This is a genomic window from Thermogymnomonas acidicola JCM 13583 (assembly GCF_001316105.1).
Taxonomy (GTDB): Archaea; Thermoplasmatota; Thermoplasmata; order Thermoplasmatales; family Thermoplasmataceae; genus Thermogymnomonas; species Thermogymnomonas acidicola.
Genome location: NZ_BBCP01000010.1, coordinates 1 through 12,456, shown reverse-complemented (window position 1 = coordinate 12,456; position 12,456 = coordinate 1). Strand labels below are relative to the sequence as shown.

Sequence of the window (12,456 nt, the reverse complement as noted above, 5' to 3'; positions counted from 1 at the left end):
AGATGGACAGTGCTCCCATGTCCTCACAGTGCAAATAAGATATACACCGCAACACCTATACCGGGCCGATGTCCGTTAAGAAGGACAAGGTCGGTTTCTCAGTGTTCCAGAGCCTGGACATAAGGGTGGGGGGGGTCATAGAGGAAGTCAGGGACTTCCCAAAGGCCAGGAAACCGGCCTACAGGCTGAAGATCTACTTCGGACCCGACATAGGGTACAGGCAGTCATCGGCGCAGATAACCAACTACAGGCCTGAGGAACTCGTGGGAAGGAAGGTCATTGCGGTCGTGAACTTCCCCCCAAAGCAGGTGGCGGACTTCATGTCAGAGGTTCTCGTCCTCGGCGCCCTGACACCGGACGGAGTGAAACTGCTCTCAGTGGACGAGGGAGCACAGCCAGGCGATGTTATCGGGTAGCGGTGCGAAATAAATATTTCCGTATATTCGATCGGTATGCATGCAGTACTTCGACCTCACCACTGCCAGGGACGAGATACCGTGGCTGCGGGAGAGGTTGGACGAACTGCGCCTCATATACAGGGAGCTCGGCAGCCGTGAGGTGTGGGTACCGAAGGAGCAGAACGATGTCCTGTACGCGCGTGGTGAGGCCATCCTGGAGGAGATAGGGAGAAAGGGCATCATAGTCAGGGACATAGAGGCAGGCCTGGTGGACTTCCCTGCGGTGATAAACGACATGCCGGCTTACCTGTGCTGGCTGGAGAACGAGGAAGACATAAAGTACTGGCACTACGTTGACGAGGGATTCGCGGGGGGCGCAAGAGGATCACGGGAGAGGAGAGGATCCTGGAGACCAGGTAACTTGCACGGGTGGATCGGTGGCACTACGTGGAACCCTGGCGGTTCATTTACCGTCGGAGCTGTTCTTCAACGTTTATCTAACGGATTGTTATCTACCACCCGATATCGATGTTCGAAAGGGCTTTCAGGAGGCTGGCCCTAACAGTCACGAGGCACAGCGGCAAGGTCATCATAATCTGGCTCGTTATCCTTGTCCTCTCACTCCCCCCCTTTGCAGGCATACTCTTCAACGACACCTCGTACAACATAGCGTCTGACATTGTGCCGGCGAACTCGATGGCTAACACCGCCCAGAACCTCTTTAACACGTACTTCGGTGGGGGCGGGAACGCGTCGTCCAACTCCACACTCGTGATAGTGACTAACGGGACGCCCATAGATAGCGTCAGGGGGGGCATAGACCTCCTGGCATCGCTGCAGGGCGCCGTTGCATCGTACCTCGATTCCCTTGGGAGCGGCGTGAACATAACCAGCTTCCTCACTGTGGAGAACGAGACCCTGCAGTCCTTCAGCAACTCGTCAAAGGCACTGCTGAACGGCACCTACAGCCTGCTCTCGACCCTCAACGCGGAGGAGAGCGAGCTGAACCAGACCACAGTCGGCCTTGCCGAGGTTGAGTACGGTCTGCCCGCGGTCTTCATCAGGGCGTTCAACGCGAGCGAGGCGTACGGCAACGTGACGGTGGAGGACTCCGTGGCATACCATGCCGCACTGTCAGCAGCGGGAGATATGCCGGCCCAGTTCTCCAGCCTCGCCACCTCTTACCTTGATCTCTTCAGCTACGCCTGGAACAGCACGGTGAAGGAAAACGCCCCGTACAGCGTGCTGGTGCAGACAGGGTCCGGAATAGTGAGTGGTATTGACGGAAAGCCAAACGGTGGGTTCTACCGTGCACTGAACACAACAGAACCACTTCTGGCAAACATAACCGCAGGGCTGGCCGGCAATGTCACCCTGGAACAGTATGTGGAGAATATGCAGCAGTTCAACTCCACGCTCCTCTCATTCTCCCGGGCCTTCGCGGTCAACTACACATCCAGCTCGCTGGGAAACAACAGCAGGGCTGAAGAACTGCTGAGTGCACTTAACCTCACCCCCCCCTCGTACATTGCAGAGCAGTCCTGGGCCTCGGGAAAGTCCATGACAGGGCCTGTGATCGAGGGCTGGACTGTATCCGATGTCGAACAAGGCCTCATTGACTCCTTTTCTGGAAACCCTGAGGTCCAGCTAAACACCCAGACCCTTACTGGCTACCTCACAGCACTGAACGGGACGAGCCCATCGAAACTGGCCTCATACACCATCCTGTCCGGCAGTTACCTCACATACCCGATCGTGCTGACACCCGCCTTCCTGCACCAGTTTGTTGGTTACGACAACTCCACAACCATAATACTCATAAGCACACAGTTCAACCTCACACCGGAGCAGGTAAACACCATACAGGCCATAAGCGACAACTTTAAGTCGGTTGAGCCAGACAGCAGGTACTACGTTGCAGGAGCCTCGGCCCTGGACCAGGAGATCGAGAGCGAGGCCATAGACGGCCTCCTGAGGGCCCTGATAATAGGCATTGCAATCTCGGTAGTTATAGTGGGCATTTTCTTCAGGTCACCTGTGGCAGCATTCCTGCCGCTGTCCATGTTCGGCATGTCCGCGGTCATATCTTCTGCAGTTGATGGCCTGATATACAGGAGGATACTACACTCCACAGTCTCCTTCATAACGCCCACGCTCCTCTACATACTCCTCCTGGGCCTCACCAGCGACTACATCGTCTACATAATGGCCAGGTACAGGAGGGAGGTGAAGTCAGGTAACCCGGAAGCGATTGTGGATGCGGGCCAGTGGGCAGGCAACGCTGTGCTCACCTCCGGCCTCACCGTTGCGATCTCGTACATAATTCTCTGGCTCGCAGACGTCCCGCTGTTCAGCGATTCGGGCCTCGTGAACGCAATTGGCGTGGCCGTGGCCATACTGATCGCGACCACGTTCTTCCCAGCGCTCTTGAAAAGGGCGGGGGGGCCCAGGGTCTTCTGGCCGAGGCACCCGGCGCAGCTTCAGTCGATACCCATGGAGAGGACTATGTGGAGGATATCGCGCGCAGTGCTGAGGAACAAGGGGGGGAAGATAGCCGTTGTGTTCATCGTTGTCTCTGTCATAGCCCTCTACGTATACCTCATCACGCCCACGAACATGGACGTGTTCAGGCTGATACCCCCCCAGAGCTCGGGAGTGGAGGCACTGCAGGTCGTGAACGACACCTTCCACGGGGACTTCTTCGACAGGGGGGGTTACGTTATCGTGAAGTTCCCGTCACCCCTCTTAGCTGAGGGAAAATACAACATGACCGAGATGGCCTACATAACCGGGCTGGAGGAGAACCTCAGTTCCGTAAAGGGTGTCTCGGAGGTCTTCGGCCCAAGCTACCCCTTCGGTTACTACGTGAATGTGCAGAACGTCACGCATGGGCGCTTTTCATCAATATACAACAGCACCATAAGCAGTGACATAGGCAGCAACCCTGACTACGCCATGGTGACCTTCCAGCTGTCGCAGGTCGCCTGGGACCAGTACTCCTCTAACACGGTGAAGGACATAGTCAAGGACTTCACCCAGGGCTCCAGGTACCCTGCATATGTGGGCGGCCTCACTGAGGGGGGGCTTAACGCGGCCTACTCCGCTACACTTTCCGCCTTCCTGAAGATCATACCTATCCTGCGGCTGCCATATTCGTTATACTTTTAGTCCAGCTCAGTTCTCTCTTCACGCCCATCAGGCTCATAGCGATGGTCCTCGCATCAGTTGTCATATCCCTGGCGATAACGTTCGGTATAGTGCACTACTCCCCCACTTGGGATGCCGGTCCTGATTTTCGTGCCCATGTTCACCTTCGTGACCCTGCTGGCCGTTGGCCTGGACTACGACATCTTCATGGTAACCAGGGTGAGGGAGAGCGTCATTAAGGGATCAGGGGACGAGGAGGCCATTGCGCGCGGCGTCACGGAGAACGGGGGGGCGTGATCGCAACCCTGGGCAGCCTGCTGTTCGCAACCTTCGGGTCCCTCTACTTCAGTGACATAGGCATCATACAGGAGATAGGCATAGGCCTGGCACTCGGTGTCCTCATAGACACGTTCGTCAGCTGGCCCTTCTTTGTGCCGTCAGTGATGCTGTTCCTTAAAAAGTACAACTGGTGGCCCAGCAACATCGCGAGGCTGAGGGAGAGGATAGGCGGCAAGTGAGCACGGCGGGTTATGGCCCGGGAAGTGCCAGAGGACTGCCACATTGGCGGGCCGACCTATCCTGATTGGCATGGGAGGGTGAAGTCAGAGGACATGCCAGGCCGTCCCGGGCAGTACCAAGAGTGGCTGGCACACGGTCTCCGCCGTGGAAAAACCTAAATATGTTTCTATTATGAGGGGTCTGAATCCAATGAAGACTTACCTGAAAGTTACGTTCTCAAGCGAGGGTGCGAAACCCAGTGAAGTGATCAACAGGCTTCGTTCCCTTGGCTTCAAGCCCGTCATAGGGGGGGAGCAGGACATGGTATACGAGTGGGGGGGCGAGAACGCAACAGCAGAGGATTCGATCTGGTTCGCGGACAAGATACAGGCCACACTGGAAGGATTCAAGGTTATGTTCCAGATCGAGACGCTCAACGACTGACCTTTTCCAGCGGGATCCTCCTTATATCACCGCAGTGACCGCAGTGCACGATCAGCAGGCGCCTCCTTATCCTCAGCACGGTGCCGAATCTGTATGGCCACTTGCATACCTTGCAGTATGACCTCTTGATCTCCTTGGGTAGCGTGAGATCCATCCTGAGGGCCAGCCTCTCCATGATCACTATGTATCTTGCGGCCAGTGCTGGGTCATCCTCCACTGAGGCGAGGTCGAACATGTGCCAAATGCGTTCCCTGGCGATGGCCCTGAGCTCCCTCTTCCCGAACGTTGACCTCATACAATACCGTACTTCCCGAGCGCCTCAACGAAGCCTGAGGAGTTCTTTCCTGATGTCACGGTCTCAGCCATGGACATGAGGACCTCGTTTGTGCCCACGCAGGCACTGTGCACGGCCTCCCTGAACATGGGCATGTCGTTCTCTGAATCGCCAATGACCAGTATCTCGTCTTTCTCCAGGGAGTACATCTCCATGAGCTTCCTGAAAGCGAACGCCTTGTCCTGCCCGGGGGGGTTCAGTATGTGCCATGAGTAGCCGCTGTTCGTCACGGTCACCCCCGAACTTCTTCGCCTCCTCCCTGACCCTCTCCTCATCGTCCTCCCTCATCCCGAAGCCCATGGAGGTGAGCCTCCAGGCATTAGAGAATATGCCGTATGCCGACGTGATCCTCTCTATGTGCCTCAAAAACTCCTCCGGCTTCTCCTTTGAGAAGAAGGCCTCCACGTGCTCCTTCATGATGTAGCAGCCACCGTTCTCCGCGAATGCCGGCGCGTTGAGGCCTATGAAGACCTCCAGCCCGTACATCACGGGTATGACGTTCCCGCTCACAAGGCTCACCAGGATGCCCCTGCCAATGGCCTTCCTGATTGCCTCTATGGCCGCAACGTCTATCCTCCTGTCCCTGTGTGTAATCGTGCCATCGACATCGGAGAGGATGAGCCTTATCACGGCCCTGGATCGCCTGGTGCATTAAATCATGATCGGGGGCTATTTCAGATCTCGAACGAATTCACCCAGGGGGGGCTCCTCAATGGCCTCGTACCTATCCAGGACGGTTTGGCCCCTCATTATCACCGTTTCCGGGAACACGGCATCGAAGCCGTTGAACGGAGTCCACGGGTTTTTGGAGTGCAGCCTCTCCTCGTTCACCCTCCTCATGGAGTTCAGGTCGACACACATGAAGTCTGCGTAGTAACCCACATCTATCCTGCCCTTTCTTATGCCCATTACCTCGCAGGGTTCGAACAGGCGGTCTCTATGAGGACCTTCATGTCAAGCACCTTCTTCTTCACCAGCGCCAGCATGAGGGGGTATCCTCGTCTCAACCCCCCCCACGATCCCCGCCCTGGCGTACTCGAACTCCTCCTTGTCCTCCTGCGTGTGGGGGGGCGCGTGGTCCGATGACAGGACGGTGTAGTAGCCCCCCCTCAGGTATGCCTCCAGATTGGCCTCAACTGTGGGCTTGTCCCTCAGTGGCGGGTTCACCTTGCCCAGCGGCCCCCCCAGGCCCATGCTGTCATGGAGGAGGAGGTGGTGCGGTGTCACCTCCCTCACCACACTGCTCTCGGCGCTCAGGTAAGGGTATGTCATGTGGGCCACGACCCTCTTCCTTATCTTCAGCGAATCTACTGCCTTCCCAGCCGCCACCTCACACTCCAGTGGCCTGGACCTGTTGTATTCCCTCGTGTCCCTTGCCTCCACCTGGTGTGCCGCCAGGCACCCCCCCTGGTCCTCCGCATGGAAGGCCACAGGCACGTTGAATGAGTCCAGGGCCTGGCCTTCCTCTCGTCGATTTCCGGGACAACCACCGAGTTCGTGGATCCGCCCATAAAAACCTTGATCCCACTCGTCTCCCTGGATATGACCTCCTCGTTCGAGCCCGTGAACATGGTGTAGAGTCCGAAGTCCGCATATGACCTCCCCCCCCTCACCCTAGCCAGCTTCTCCCTGAAGACCTCGTAGTTGTCCACCGGCACTGCATTGTTCGGCATGTCGAACACCGTGGTTGTGCCGCCGTATATGGCAGAGAGCGACCCTGTCTCGAAGTCCTCCTTTTCCGTCTCCCCCGGGTCCCTGAAGTGGACGTGTATGTCCGTTCCAGCGGGCAGGACAGCACCGGGGGGGAGGCGCTTCACCGGAAAGCCCCTTATGTCCATCCCAACCCTCTCGATCCTACCGTCCCTCACGAGTACCTCAAGCTCCCTGAACTCGCCTAAGTAGTAGAATATGCCAGAATAAACCGTTTCCTGCAAGATCCACCACCTCACACGCCCCCCCTGGCCTCGCCCCATATGAACTTGTGGAACTGCGGCAGGAGCCTCACAGGCAGCGCGTCCCTGACCACGGCTTCTGCCAGCCAGCGCATGTCAGTGCCCCAAGCAGGCTGGAAGACCACGTTCACACTGCGCTGCATAGACCTGATGAAGCCTACGGAGTAATCGTAGTCACCCCCCCTGCTGGCTATGACGAACTTCACGTAGTCGTTATCCCTTATATAGTCCAGGTTCTCCTTCAGGAAGTGCTTCTCCTCCCCCCCGGAAGACGGTGTCTTGATGTCCATGTCTATGGAAACCATGGGTGAGAAGGTGAACTCCTTTATGGGCAGTGAGCCGCTCGTCTCCAGGAGTACCTTTTTGCCCATGGACACGACCCTCTTCGTGAACTCCAGCGCTTCCCTCTGGAGGAGGGGCTCCCCCCCACCAGTGAAGCAGACCCACTGCTCCCTGCTCCTCTCCACCTCCCCCCCGAGCAGTTCTTCCAGTGGTACCTCCCTGCCACCTGTGAAAGTATACTTCGAATCGCACCATGTGCATCTCAGGTTGCACCTGTTCGTTCGCACAAACAGCATGGGTATGCCCATGTAAAGTCCCTCGCCCTGGATGCTGTGGAACACCTCGTTATGAGCACATAACCACATCACTTTGCTGGATATATCTCTCCCTGCTAACTGTTATATCTACATTACCACTCTTCCCACCATGGACCCGAAGAGGATATTCGAGTACGCCAGGGAGACAGACACGATCCTGATATTCAACGGTGACGAGAATTCCGTCGACAAGACCTTCTTTTACCTGACCGGGGGGGCAGATTCAGGGCTCTTCGAGCACTCTGCTCGTGGTCACGCCGGAAAGCGTGAAGATCGTGACATCGCAGCTGGAGGAACAGTCAGCAAGGGCAACGGGGGGGCTTGAGGTGCTGGTGTTCAGGAACCAGGAGGAGTTCAGGGACATCATAAGGAAGGAGGTGGAGGGTGTTGACACGATAGGCCTCAACTACTCCGCCCTGACGCTCTCCAAGTACAAGGAGATATTGAAGATGATACCTGACAAGGAGTTCATAGACGTGACAAGTTCGATAGCAGAGGCCAGGAGGCTGAAGACAGAGGAGGAGATATCGAAACTCAGGGAGGCGGCGAGGATAGGCAGTGAGGCCTTCGAGAGGGTGCTGGACAGGCTCCGTGAGGGCATGACGGAGCTGGAACTGGCCGCAGAGCTCAACTACGAGATGATGAAGGCCGGCGCAGATGGGCCCTCGTTCAGGTCGATCATAGCCTTCGGCCCCCCCAATGCGTCCATACCGCACTACGCACCCGGTGACAGGAAGCTCAGGAGGGGGGGCGACTTCGTGCTGATGGACTTCGGGGGGGCCCTTTACAGGCGGTACTGTTCTGACATAACCCGCACCGTGGTATTCGGCCATGCGAGTGAGGAGCAGAAGTACATGCACCAGGTTGTCTACGAGGCCCAGGAGGCTGCATTCAAGGTGATAAGGGAGAACGCAAACGGGAAGGACGCTGACCTTGCTGCCAGGAATGTCATAGACAGCACAAAGTACAAGGCAGGTTCATACACTCCCTGGGGGCACGGCGTCGGGCTGGACGTGCACGACCACCCTGCGCTGACGCCAACCCTGGACTTCCCGCTCAAGAACGGAATGGTCGTTACAGTGGAGCCCGGGATATACGTCCCGAAGTTCGGCGGTGTCAGGATAGAGGATGACGTGGTGGTCAGGAAGGACGGCAACGAGAGGATCACCACGGCACCGAGAGACCTGATCGAGGTTTCATGAACCTGCCAACCAGGGAAGGCTTCCTGGAGTTCAGGGCAAGGATCGGCACGCTGCTGGGGAGCAAGGAGGGCACTGAGGCCAGGAGGAGGGCCGTTGACTTCCTCGAGTCCGTGGCGCGGTCAGAGAAGCCCGACCCGAGGGACAGCGACACCTTTTACCTCTCCCTCTGGATACTGCGTGCCATAGATGAGCAGGGATTCACCACCAGGGCTCTCAACACTGCCCGGGACCATGTGGAATCTGCGGTGAAGCAGTCTGACCCGGAGGATGCTGTCTCATATGCCTCTTCCATGGGCATGAGGGCATCCTTCGACTACAGGAGCCACAGGTTCCTTGTGCCTGTGTTCGACTTCGTGGCCACCGTGAAGAGGGTAAGCGGGCCCACATACAGGCTCGTATACCAGGACGTGGACTCCGGTACGGTGAGGGTGAGCGAGGACGTGTTCGCAACGCTTGTGAGGGAGAGGTTCGTGGCCCTGTTCCTTGACCTCTACAATTCCATCGAAGTTTCGGAGGCCAGGGAGGCCCTATCTGGATATGCAGATATGGTGGAATCGCTGGGAAACCTCTTCAGGGACCTTTCCAGGAAGTGGGCCGATGTGCCAGGGGGCCTTGACTTCAACAGCTTTCCACCGTGCATATCGACCTACCTGAACCAGATGAGGGATGGGGTGAACCTCCCGCACATGGCCAGGTTTACCCTGGTGAGTTTTCTCTTCAACGTTGGCATGGACAGGGAGGACATAATGAGCCTGTTCAGGACCGCCCCCGACTACAACGAGAGGATGACAAGGTACCAGGTGCTCCACGTCACAGGGGGGAGATATCAGGCAAAGTCTATTCACCACCAAAGTGCGCTGTCCTGAAGTCCAACCACCTGTGCTACGCAGGCGACGATGCCGTCTGTGCTAGGGAGTGGCTCAGGCACCCGCTCCAGTACTATTCTTACAAGAGGCGCAGGAAAGTGCCCTAGGACAACTTCCTCTCTATCATCTTGATGAGTGTTGATTTCTTCACGTTGCTGTCCACTATGTACATCTTGCAGGGCTCCCATGGTATCCTTGGGTACCTGGCATCCCTGACCTCGAACTTCAGCCTCAGGGACCTCAGAATCTCCTCGAGCCTTGCATCGGAGTAATTCCGGGCAGCCTTCCTGGAGATCTTCCTGCCGAGACGCCTCGTATTGCTCTCCCTGAAGTACTGGGAGTAAAGGGTTACCTGCACCATGGCTTCACTGCACCAGGACGGCGTTGATCACGCCTTCCTGCCCGGGCCTTGAAGTTATCCTAGCATCACCGAGTTCTGTCTGTATTATGGTGCCCTTGTTCATTATGTTCCTCTGCACGAAGTGCGGGTTGGCCGGGTTGGCCTTCACCGTTAGGATCCTGACCTTCTTCGTTGTCCTGTCCTTTGGGCTATAGACGTTTGCAAACTCTGCCCTCATTATGAAGGTCTTCGTGTTGCCGCCCCCCCTGACCCTGATGGTCTTCCTGCTCTCCGGCCCAAGCCTCGTGAGAGTTGGCTCCCTGCCGAGCTCAAACCTCCTCTTGTTCCTTAACTTCTTGTACTTCCCGCCTGTGAACTTCTTTGAAGCCCTTCCCTGAAACACGGTCATCCCGATCACTCTGTACCGAACGTGCTGGGCATCATGCTTCCTTCTTTAACTTTATGGGGGGGTTTAATGGGGGGGCGGAAGCCCCCTTCGGTGTGGGAGGGGGGGATGGTAGTGAGCAGCGGGAGTTAGACACTGAGAGCATATCCTCCACTCCAATTTATCTGAATTCACGAGATACCTCTCCTAAAAGGCTGAAAGGGCTGGTGGGAGGGTAGTGAAGGTGAATCCAGCGTATACCTAAGAAGTATGCCAGGTGTGGATACGTCAAGAATGAACTGTCCCTGAAAGACCGTGTGTTCGCCTGTACTGAGTGCGGTCGGACTTTAGAGCGTTATCACAGCGCTCCCCCCCTAAACGTTCCACGTGAAGGGCCGGCACTGCCCTTAGAGCCTGTGGACAGGAGACCTCTGCTGTACATTCCCTTTTCCGAGGGAGTGTATAGTAAGTTTCCTGGAAGAAGCAGGAAATCTTCACCGTGAGGTGGAGATGCCCCCCGTCCGTAATGGCGGGGTAGTTTACAGGCTTTGCAGCTCTGCCCTCCTGACCTCGGGCATGTGGTCCTGGAACCAGTAGGAGAGCTCCGGGTCAACCACCATGAGCGTCCTCTCCGTGTAGCCGAAGGAGCGCACCCTATCCAGCGCAACCTCGTTCACGTGTTCCCAGCACGACCTCTCAAGGTCCCAGACCACACTGGAGAAGAGGCGGTGCTTGGCCCTGTACATTGAATCCGTGACCTCAGAGTTCAGGCTCCTGAGGTCCTTCCAGTAAGATCGCAGGTATGACTCCACTGTGTCAGAGACCATCAGGAGCATGTTCCTCTTCACCCTCTCCTCCATGGTGTCGGCTCCGGCCATCATGGAGGAGTAACAGCCATGGTTGGCATCATGCACCATGGTCACCCATGCATCGACTATGCTCTCCACCACCTCCATGTGGGCATCCCTCTCCGCGCTGCCCTTTAACTTGCTCCCGTCGTAGACAAGGATCACGGAGGATGGGGGCAGAGGAGGAGATGAAACGCATCAGCGATGCCCTCTGTGGGCCAGATACCCACTCCGGCAAGTGGAAAGGGAAAGAGGCTATGCGCATGGCCTGGCATGTCCTGGTGGCTATTGTAATTTAGGAGAGTAGTACGTAGAGGGCGGTGCCAGCCAGCACAGCGGCAACGATGTAGTCCACGGTGGCGGGCCTCAGTCCCGATAGGCCCCTCAGGTAGCCGAGCATGGACACATAGACCATGCAGACCACGGTGGCCACTGTCACTGCCAGGAAGACCACAATGGCCACCGACAGCGTATAGAGGCCGGATGGAGATGCAAGGAGCAGTATGGGGGGGACAAGGGCAGGGTCTGGGATCACGCTGGCTGCCAAGGATACCTGCTGCACCTCCGTGCCCGCGGACTGTTCCCTGATGGCGTTGGCTACGATGTAAACGGACACAGCGATCAGGAGCACAAAGGATATGTACCTCACCAGGGCACCGCTCAGGAACACGAGGCCCAGGAATGCAACGGAGGCGGAGAGGGCGGAGGTGGCCAGCCCGTGTGTGATGCCGATCAGGAGTGAAAGCGAAAGAGTCTTTCTCTGCGTGTATCCTGACCTCACGCTCAGGGCCGAGAGCGGTACCCAGTGGTCCGGGGCAACCATGTGGAGTGCCGCGATCGCTGCAGCCAGTCCAAGGATGTAGTAGATCAACAGAACCCGATCGCCAGGCAGTATTGAACTCTTCCACCTGCCAACCATGCCTGGCACGGCGGGGGGGACTGCAGGCCTGGCAGTGGTCTTGCCCTGTGCTTTCCGTCCACCACTGGGAACCTTCTGTACTGAATTGGCCTGTGGCCGATGTGAACCTCTATATAAAAGGTCGTTTATGCATGTCGGTGAAGTACGAGCAGAGCTTCGGCCTCTCCGGATCGCTGGTCTTCGTCGCCATACTGCTTGCCACATTCCTCTATCCGCCTGTTGACCCGGTCATAAGGGTGCAGCCGTTTCCCGGCCTTGTGGGGGGGCCATACACATGGCTGTCTTCCCCGTGATCGGTATATTCGCATCAGCACTGGCCAACACCATGAGGACGCACGCTGGAGCCATAATGATAACGCTCTCAGTACTGGGCCTTGACATCTTCCCTGGGCTCTACATACTCTCGTTCGCCCTGATTCTCATAGGCGGCATGGTTGCTGTTCTCAGGTGATGCCAGGAATGCACATGTATAAAAATTATTATAAGTATCCCTCTTACACCCAGCAAAAATGTACCTCTCACCT

General features: G+C 56.9%; 16 protein-coding genes and 2 pseudogenes. 10 read left to right on the top strand and 8 right to left on the bottom strand.

Translation table 11 applies throughout. The features are described 5' to 3' along the window. Nucleotides 1-68: 68 nt before the first annotated feature. The 6 genes from JCM13583_RS08950 (at nt 69) to JCM13583_RS08925 (ending at nt 4,487) form a co-directional block, all read left to right on the top strand. Entirely contained in the window at nt 69-416 is a 348-nt protein-coding gene (locus JCM13583_RS08950; RefSeq protein ID WP_075057428.1) for a tRNA-binding protein, read from the top strand. A 40-nt stretch (nt 417-456) separates the two neighbouring features. Then, nucleotides 457-960 carry a DUF2203 domain-containing protein gene (locus JCM13583_RS08945; protein ID WP_162509704.1) on the top strand — a complete coding sequence of 168 codons (504 nt, stop codon included), beginning with the start codon at nt 457-459 and terminating at the stop codon, nt 958-960. Next, nucleotides 927-3,566: an MMPL family transporter gene (locus tag JCM13583_RS08940; RefSeq protein WP_075057427.1), complete on the top strand. Its 2,640-nt coding sequence runs from the start codon at nt 927-929 to the stop codon at nt 3,564-3,566. Before JCM13583_RS08945 ends, JCM13583_RS08940 begins: the two co-directional genes overlap by 34 nt. 111 nt (nt 3,567-3,677) lie before the next feature. Continuing rightward, entirely contained in the window at nt 3,678-3,842 is a 165-nt protein-coding gene (locus JCM13583_RS08935; protein WP_162509703.1) for an MMPL family transporter, read from the top strand. Further along, entirely contained in the window at nt 3,839-4,063 is a 225-nt protein-coding gene (locus tag JCM13583_RS08930) for an MMPL family transporter (protein ID WP_075057426.1), read from the top strand. Before JCM13583_RS08935 ends, JCM13583_RS08930 begins: the two co-directional genes overlap by 4 nt. A 190-nt stretch (nt 4,064-4,253) precedes the next feature. Then, nucleotides 4,254-4,487 (top strand): hypothetical protein, encoded by a 234-nt coding sequence (locus tag JCM13583_RS08925; protein WP_075057425.1) that lies wholly within the window; start codon nt 4,254-4,256, stop codon nt 4,485-4,487. On the opposite strand, the gene JCM13583_RS08920 is transcribed toward JCM13583_RS08925, so the two are convergent. From JCM13583_RS08920 to JCM13583_RS08905, 4 genes and pseudogenes are all read right to left on the bottom strand, one after another. Then, nucleotides 4,477-4,782: a hypothetical protein gene (locus tag JCM13583_RS08920; RefSeq protein WP_075057424.1), complete on the bottom strand. Its 306-nt coding sequence runs from the start codon at nt 4,780-4,782 to the stop codon at nt 4,477-4,479. The genes JCM13583_RS08925 and JCM13583_RS08920 overlap by 11 nt on opposite strands. A 63-nt stretch (nt 4,783-4,845) precedes the next feature. Next, on the bottom strand, nt 4,846-5,451 hold the full coding sequence (locus tag JCM13583_RS08915; protein ID WP_162509701.1) for an HAD hydrolase family protein: 606 nt from the start codon (nt 5,449-5,451) through the stop codon (nt 4,846-4,848). A gap of 39 nt (nt 5,452-5,490) precedes the next feature. Beyond that, nucleotides 5,491-6,794 (bottom strand): annotated as a pseudogene (locus JCM13583_RS14130) (dihydroorotase). Then, nucleotides 6,767-7,420 (bottom strand): 7-carboxy-7-deazaguanine synthase QueE, encoded by a 654-nt coding sequence (locus JCM13583_RS08905; protein ID WP_075057498.1) that lies wholly within the window; start codon nt 7,418-7,420, stop codon nt 6,767-6,769. The pseudogene JCM13583_RS14130 and the gene JCM13583_RS08905 overlap by 28 nt, the downstream one beginning before the upstream one ends. Before the next feature lie 61 nt (nt 7,421-7,481). Between JCM13583_RS08905 and JCM13583_RS08900 the strand changes: the two are divergent. After that, nucleotides 7,482-8,574 (top strand): annotated as a pseudogene (locus tag JCM13583_RS08900) (aminopeptidase P family protein). Further along, nucleotides 8,571-9,440, top strand: coding sequence for a hypothetical protein (locus JCM13583_RS08895; protein ID WP_075057423.1), 870 nt, complete (start codon nt 8,571-8,573; stop codon nt 9,438-9,440). Before JCM13583_RS08900 ends, JCM13583_RS08895 begins: the two are co-directional and overlap by 4 nt. A 103-nt stretch (nt 9,441-9,543) precedes the next feature. Here the strand turns inward: JCM13583_RS08895 and JCM13583_RS08890 are convergent, their stop codons facing one another. From JCM13583_RS08890 to JCM13583_RS08875, 4 genes are all read right to left on the bottom strand, one after another. Next, nucleotides 9,544-9,801, bottom strand: coding sequence for a signal recognition particle (locus JCM13583_RS08890; protein ID WP_162509697.1), 258 nt, complete (start codon nt 9,799-9,801; stop codon nt 9,544-9,546). 4 nt (nt 9,802-9,805) lie between these two features. Beyond that, nucleotides 9,806-10,189: a 30S ribosomal protein S8e gene (locus tag JCM13583_RS08885; protein WP_075057422.1), complete on the bottom strand. Its 384-nt coding sequence runs from the start codon at nt 10,187-10,189 to the stop codon at nt 9,806-9,808. Between the two features lie 515 nt (nt 10,190-10,704). After that, nucleotides 10,705-11,178 carry a hypothetical protein gene (locus tag JCM13583_RS08880; RefSeq protein WP_075057421.1) on the bottom strand — a complete coding sequence of 158 codons (474 nt, stop codon included), beginning with the start codon at nt 11,176-11,178 and terminating at the stop codon, nt 10,705-10,707. A 130-nt stretch (nt 11,179-11,308) separates the two neighbouring features. Further along, the gene (locus JCM13583_RS08875; RefSeq protein WP_162509696.1) at nt 11,309-11,884 is read right to left on the bottom strand and encodes a hypothetical protein; all 576 of its coding nucleotides are present in this window, start codon (nt 11,882-11,884) and stop codon (nt 11,309-11,311) included. Between the two features lie 185 nt (nt 11,885-12,069). On the opposite strand from JCM13583_RS08875, the gene JCM13583_RS14125 reads away from it, so the two are divergent. Next, nucleotides 12,070-12,225 carry a hypothetical protein gene (locus JCM13583_RS14125; protein ID WP_171823550.1) on the top strand — a complete coding sequence of 52 codons (156 nt, stop codon included), beginning with the start codon at nt 12,070-12,072 and terminating at the stop codon, nt 12,223-12,225. Continuing rightward, nucleotides 12,207-12,383: a hypothetical protein gene (locus JCM13583_RS14120; RefSeq protein WP_171823549.1), complete on the top strand. Its 177-nt coding sequence runs from the start codon at nt 12,207-12,209 to the stop codon at nt 12,381-12,383. The genes JCM13583_RS14125 and JCM13583_RS14120 overlap by 19 nt, the downstream gene beginning before the upstream one ends. The last annotated feature ends 73 nt before the right edge of the window (nt 12,384-12,456 follow it).

Excerpts from the sequence above, each read along its gene's own strand:
- JCM13583_RS08940 (WP_075057427.1), top strand. The coding sequence starts at position 927 with ATGTTCGAAAGGGCTTTCAGGAGGCTGGCCCTAACAGTCACGAGGCAC.
- JCM13583_RS08920 (WP_075057424.1), bottom strand. The coding sequence starts at position 4,782 with ATGAGGTCAACGTTCGGGAAGAGGGAGCTCAGGGCCATCGCCAGGGAA.
- JCM13583_RS08895 (WP_075057423.1), top strand. The coding sequence starts at position 8,571 with ATGAACCTGCCAACCAGGGAAGGCTTCCTGGAGTTCAGGGCAAGGATC.
- JCM13583_RS08885 (WP_075057422.1), bottom strand. The coding sequence starts at position 10,189 with ATGACCGTGTTTCAGGGAAGGGCTTCAAAGAAGTTCACAGGCGGGAAG.
- JCM13583_RS14120 (WP_171823549.1), top strand. The coding sequence starts at position 12,207 with ATGGCTGTCTTCCCCGTGATCGGTATATTCGCATCAGCACTGGCCAAC.
- JCM13583_RS08945 (WP_162509704.1), top strand. The coding sequence starts at position 457 with ATGCAGTACTTCGACCTCACCACTGCCAGGGACGAGATACCGTGGCTG.
- JCM13583_RS08905 (WP_075057498.1), bottom strand. The coding sequence starts at position 7,420 with ATGTGGTTATGTGCTCATAACGAGGTGTTCCACAGCATCCAGGGCGAG.
- JCM13583_RS08950 (WP_075057428.1), top strand. The coding sequence starts at position 69 with ATGTCCGTTAAGAAGGACAAGGTCGGTTTCTCAGTGTTCCAGAGCCTG.
- JCM13583_RS08925 (WP_075057425.1), top strand. The coding sequence starts at position 4,254 with ATGAAGACTTACCTGAAAGTTACGTTCTCAAGCGAGGGTGCGAAACCC.
- JCM13583_RS08935 (WP_162509703.1), top strand. The coding sequence starts at position 3,678 with ATGCCGGTCCTGATTTTCGTGCCCATGTTCACCTTCGTGACCCTGCTG.
- JCM13583_RS08890 (WP_162509697.1), bottom strand. The coding sequence starts at position 9,801 with ATGGTGCAGGTAACCCTTTACTCCCAGTACTTCAGGGAGAGCAATACG.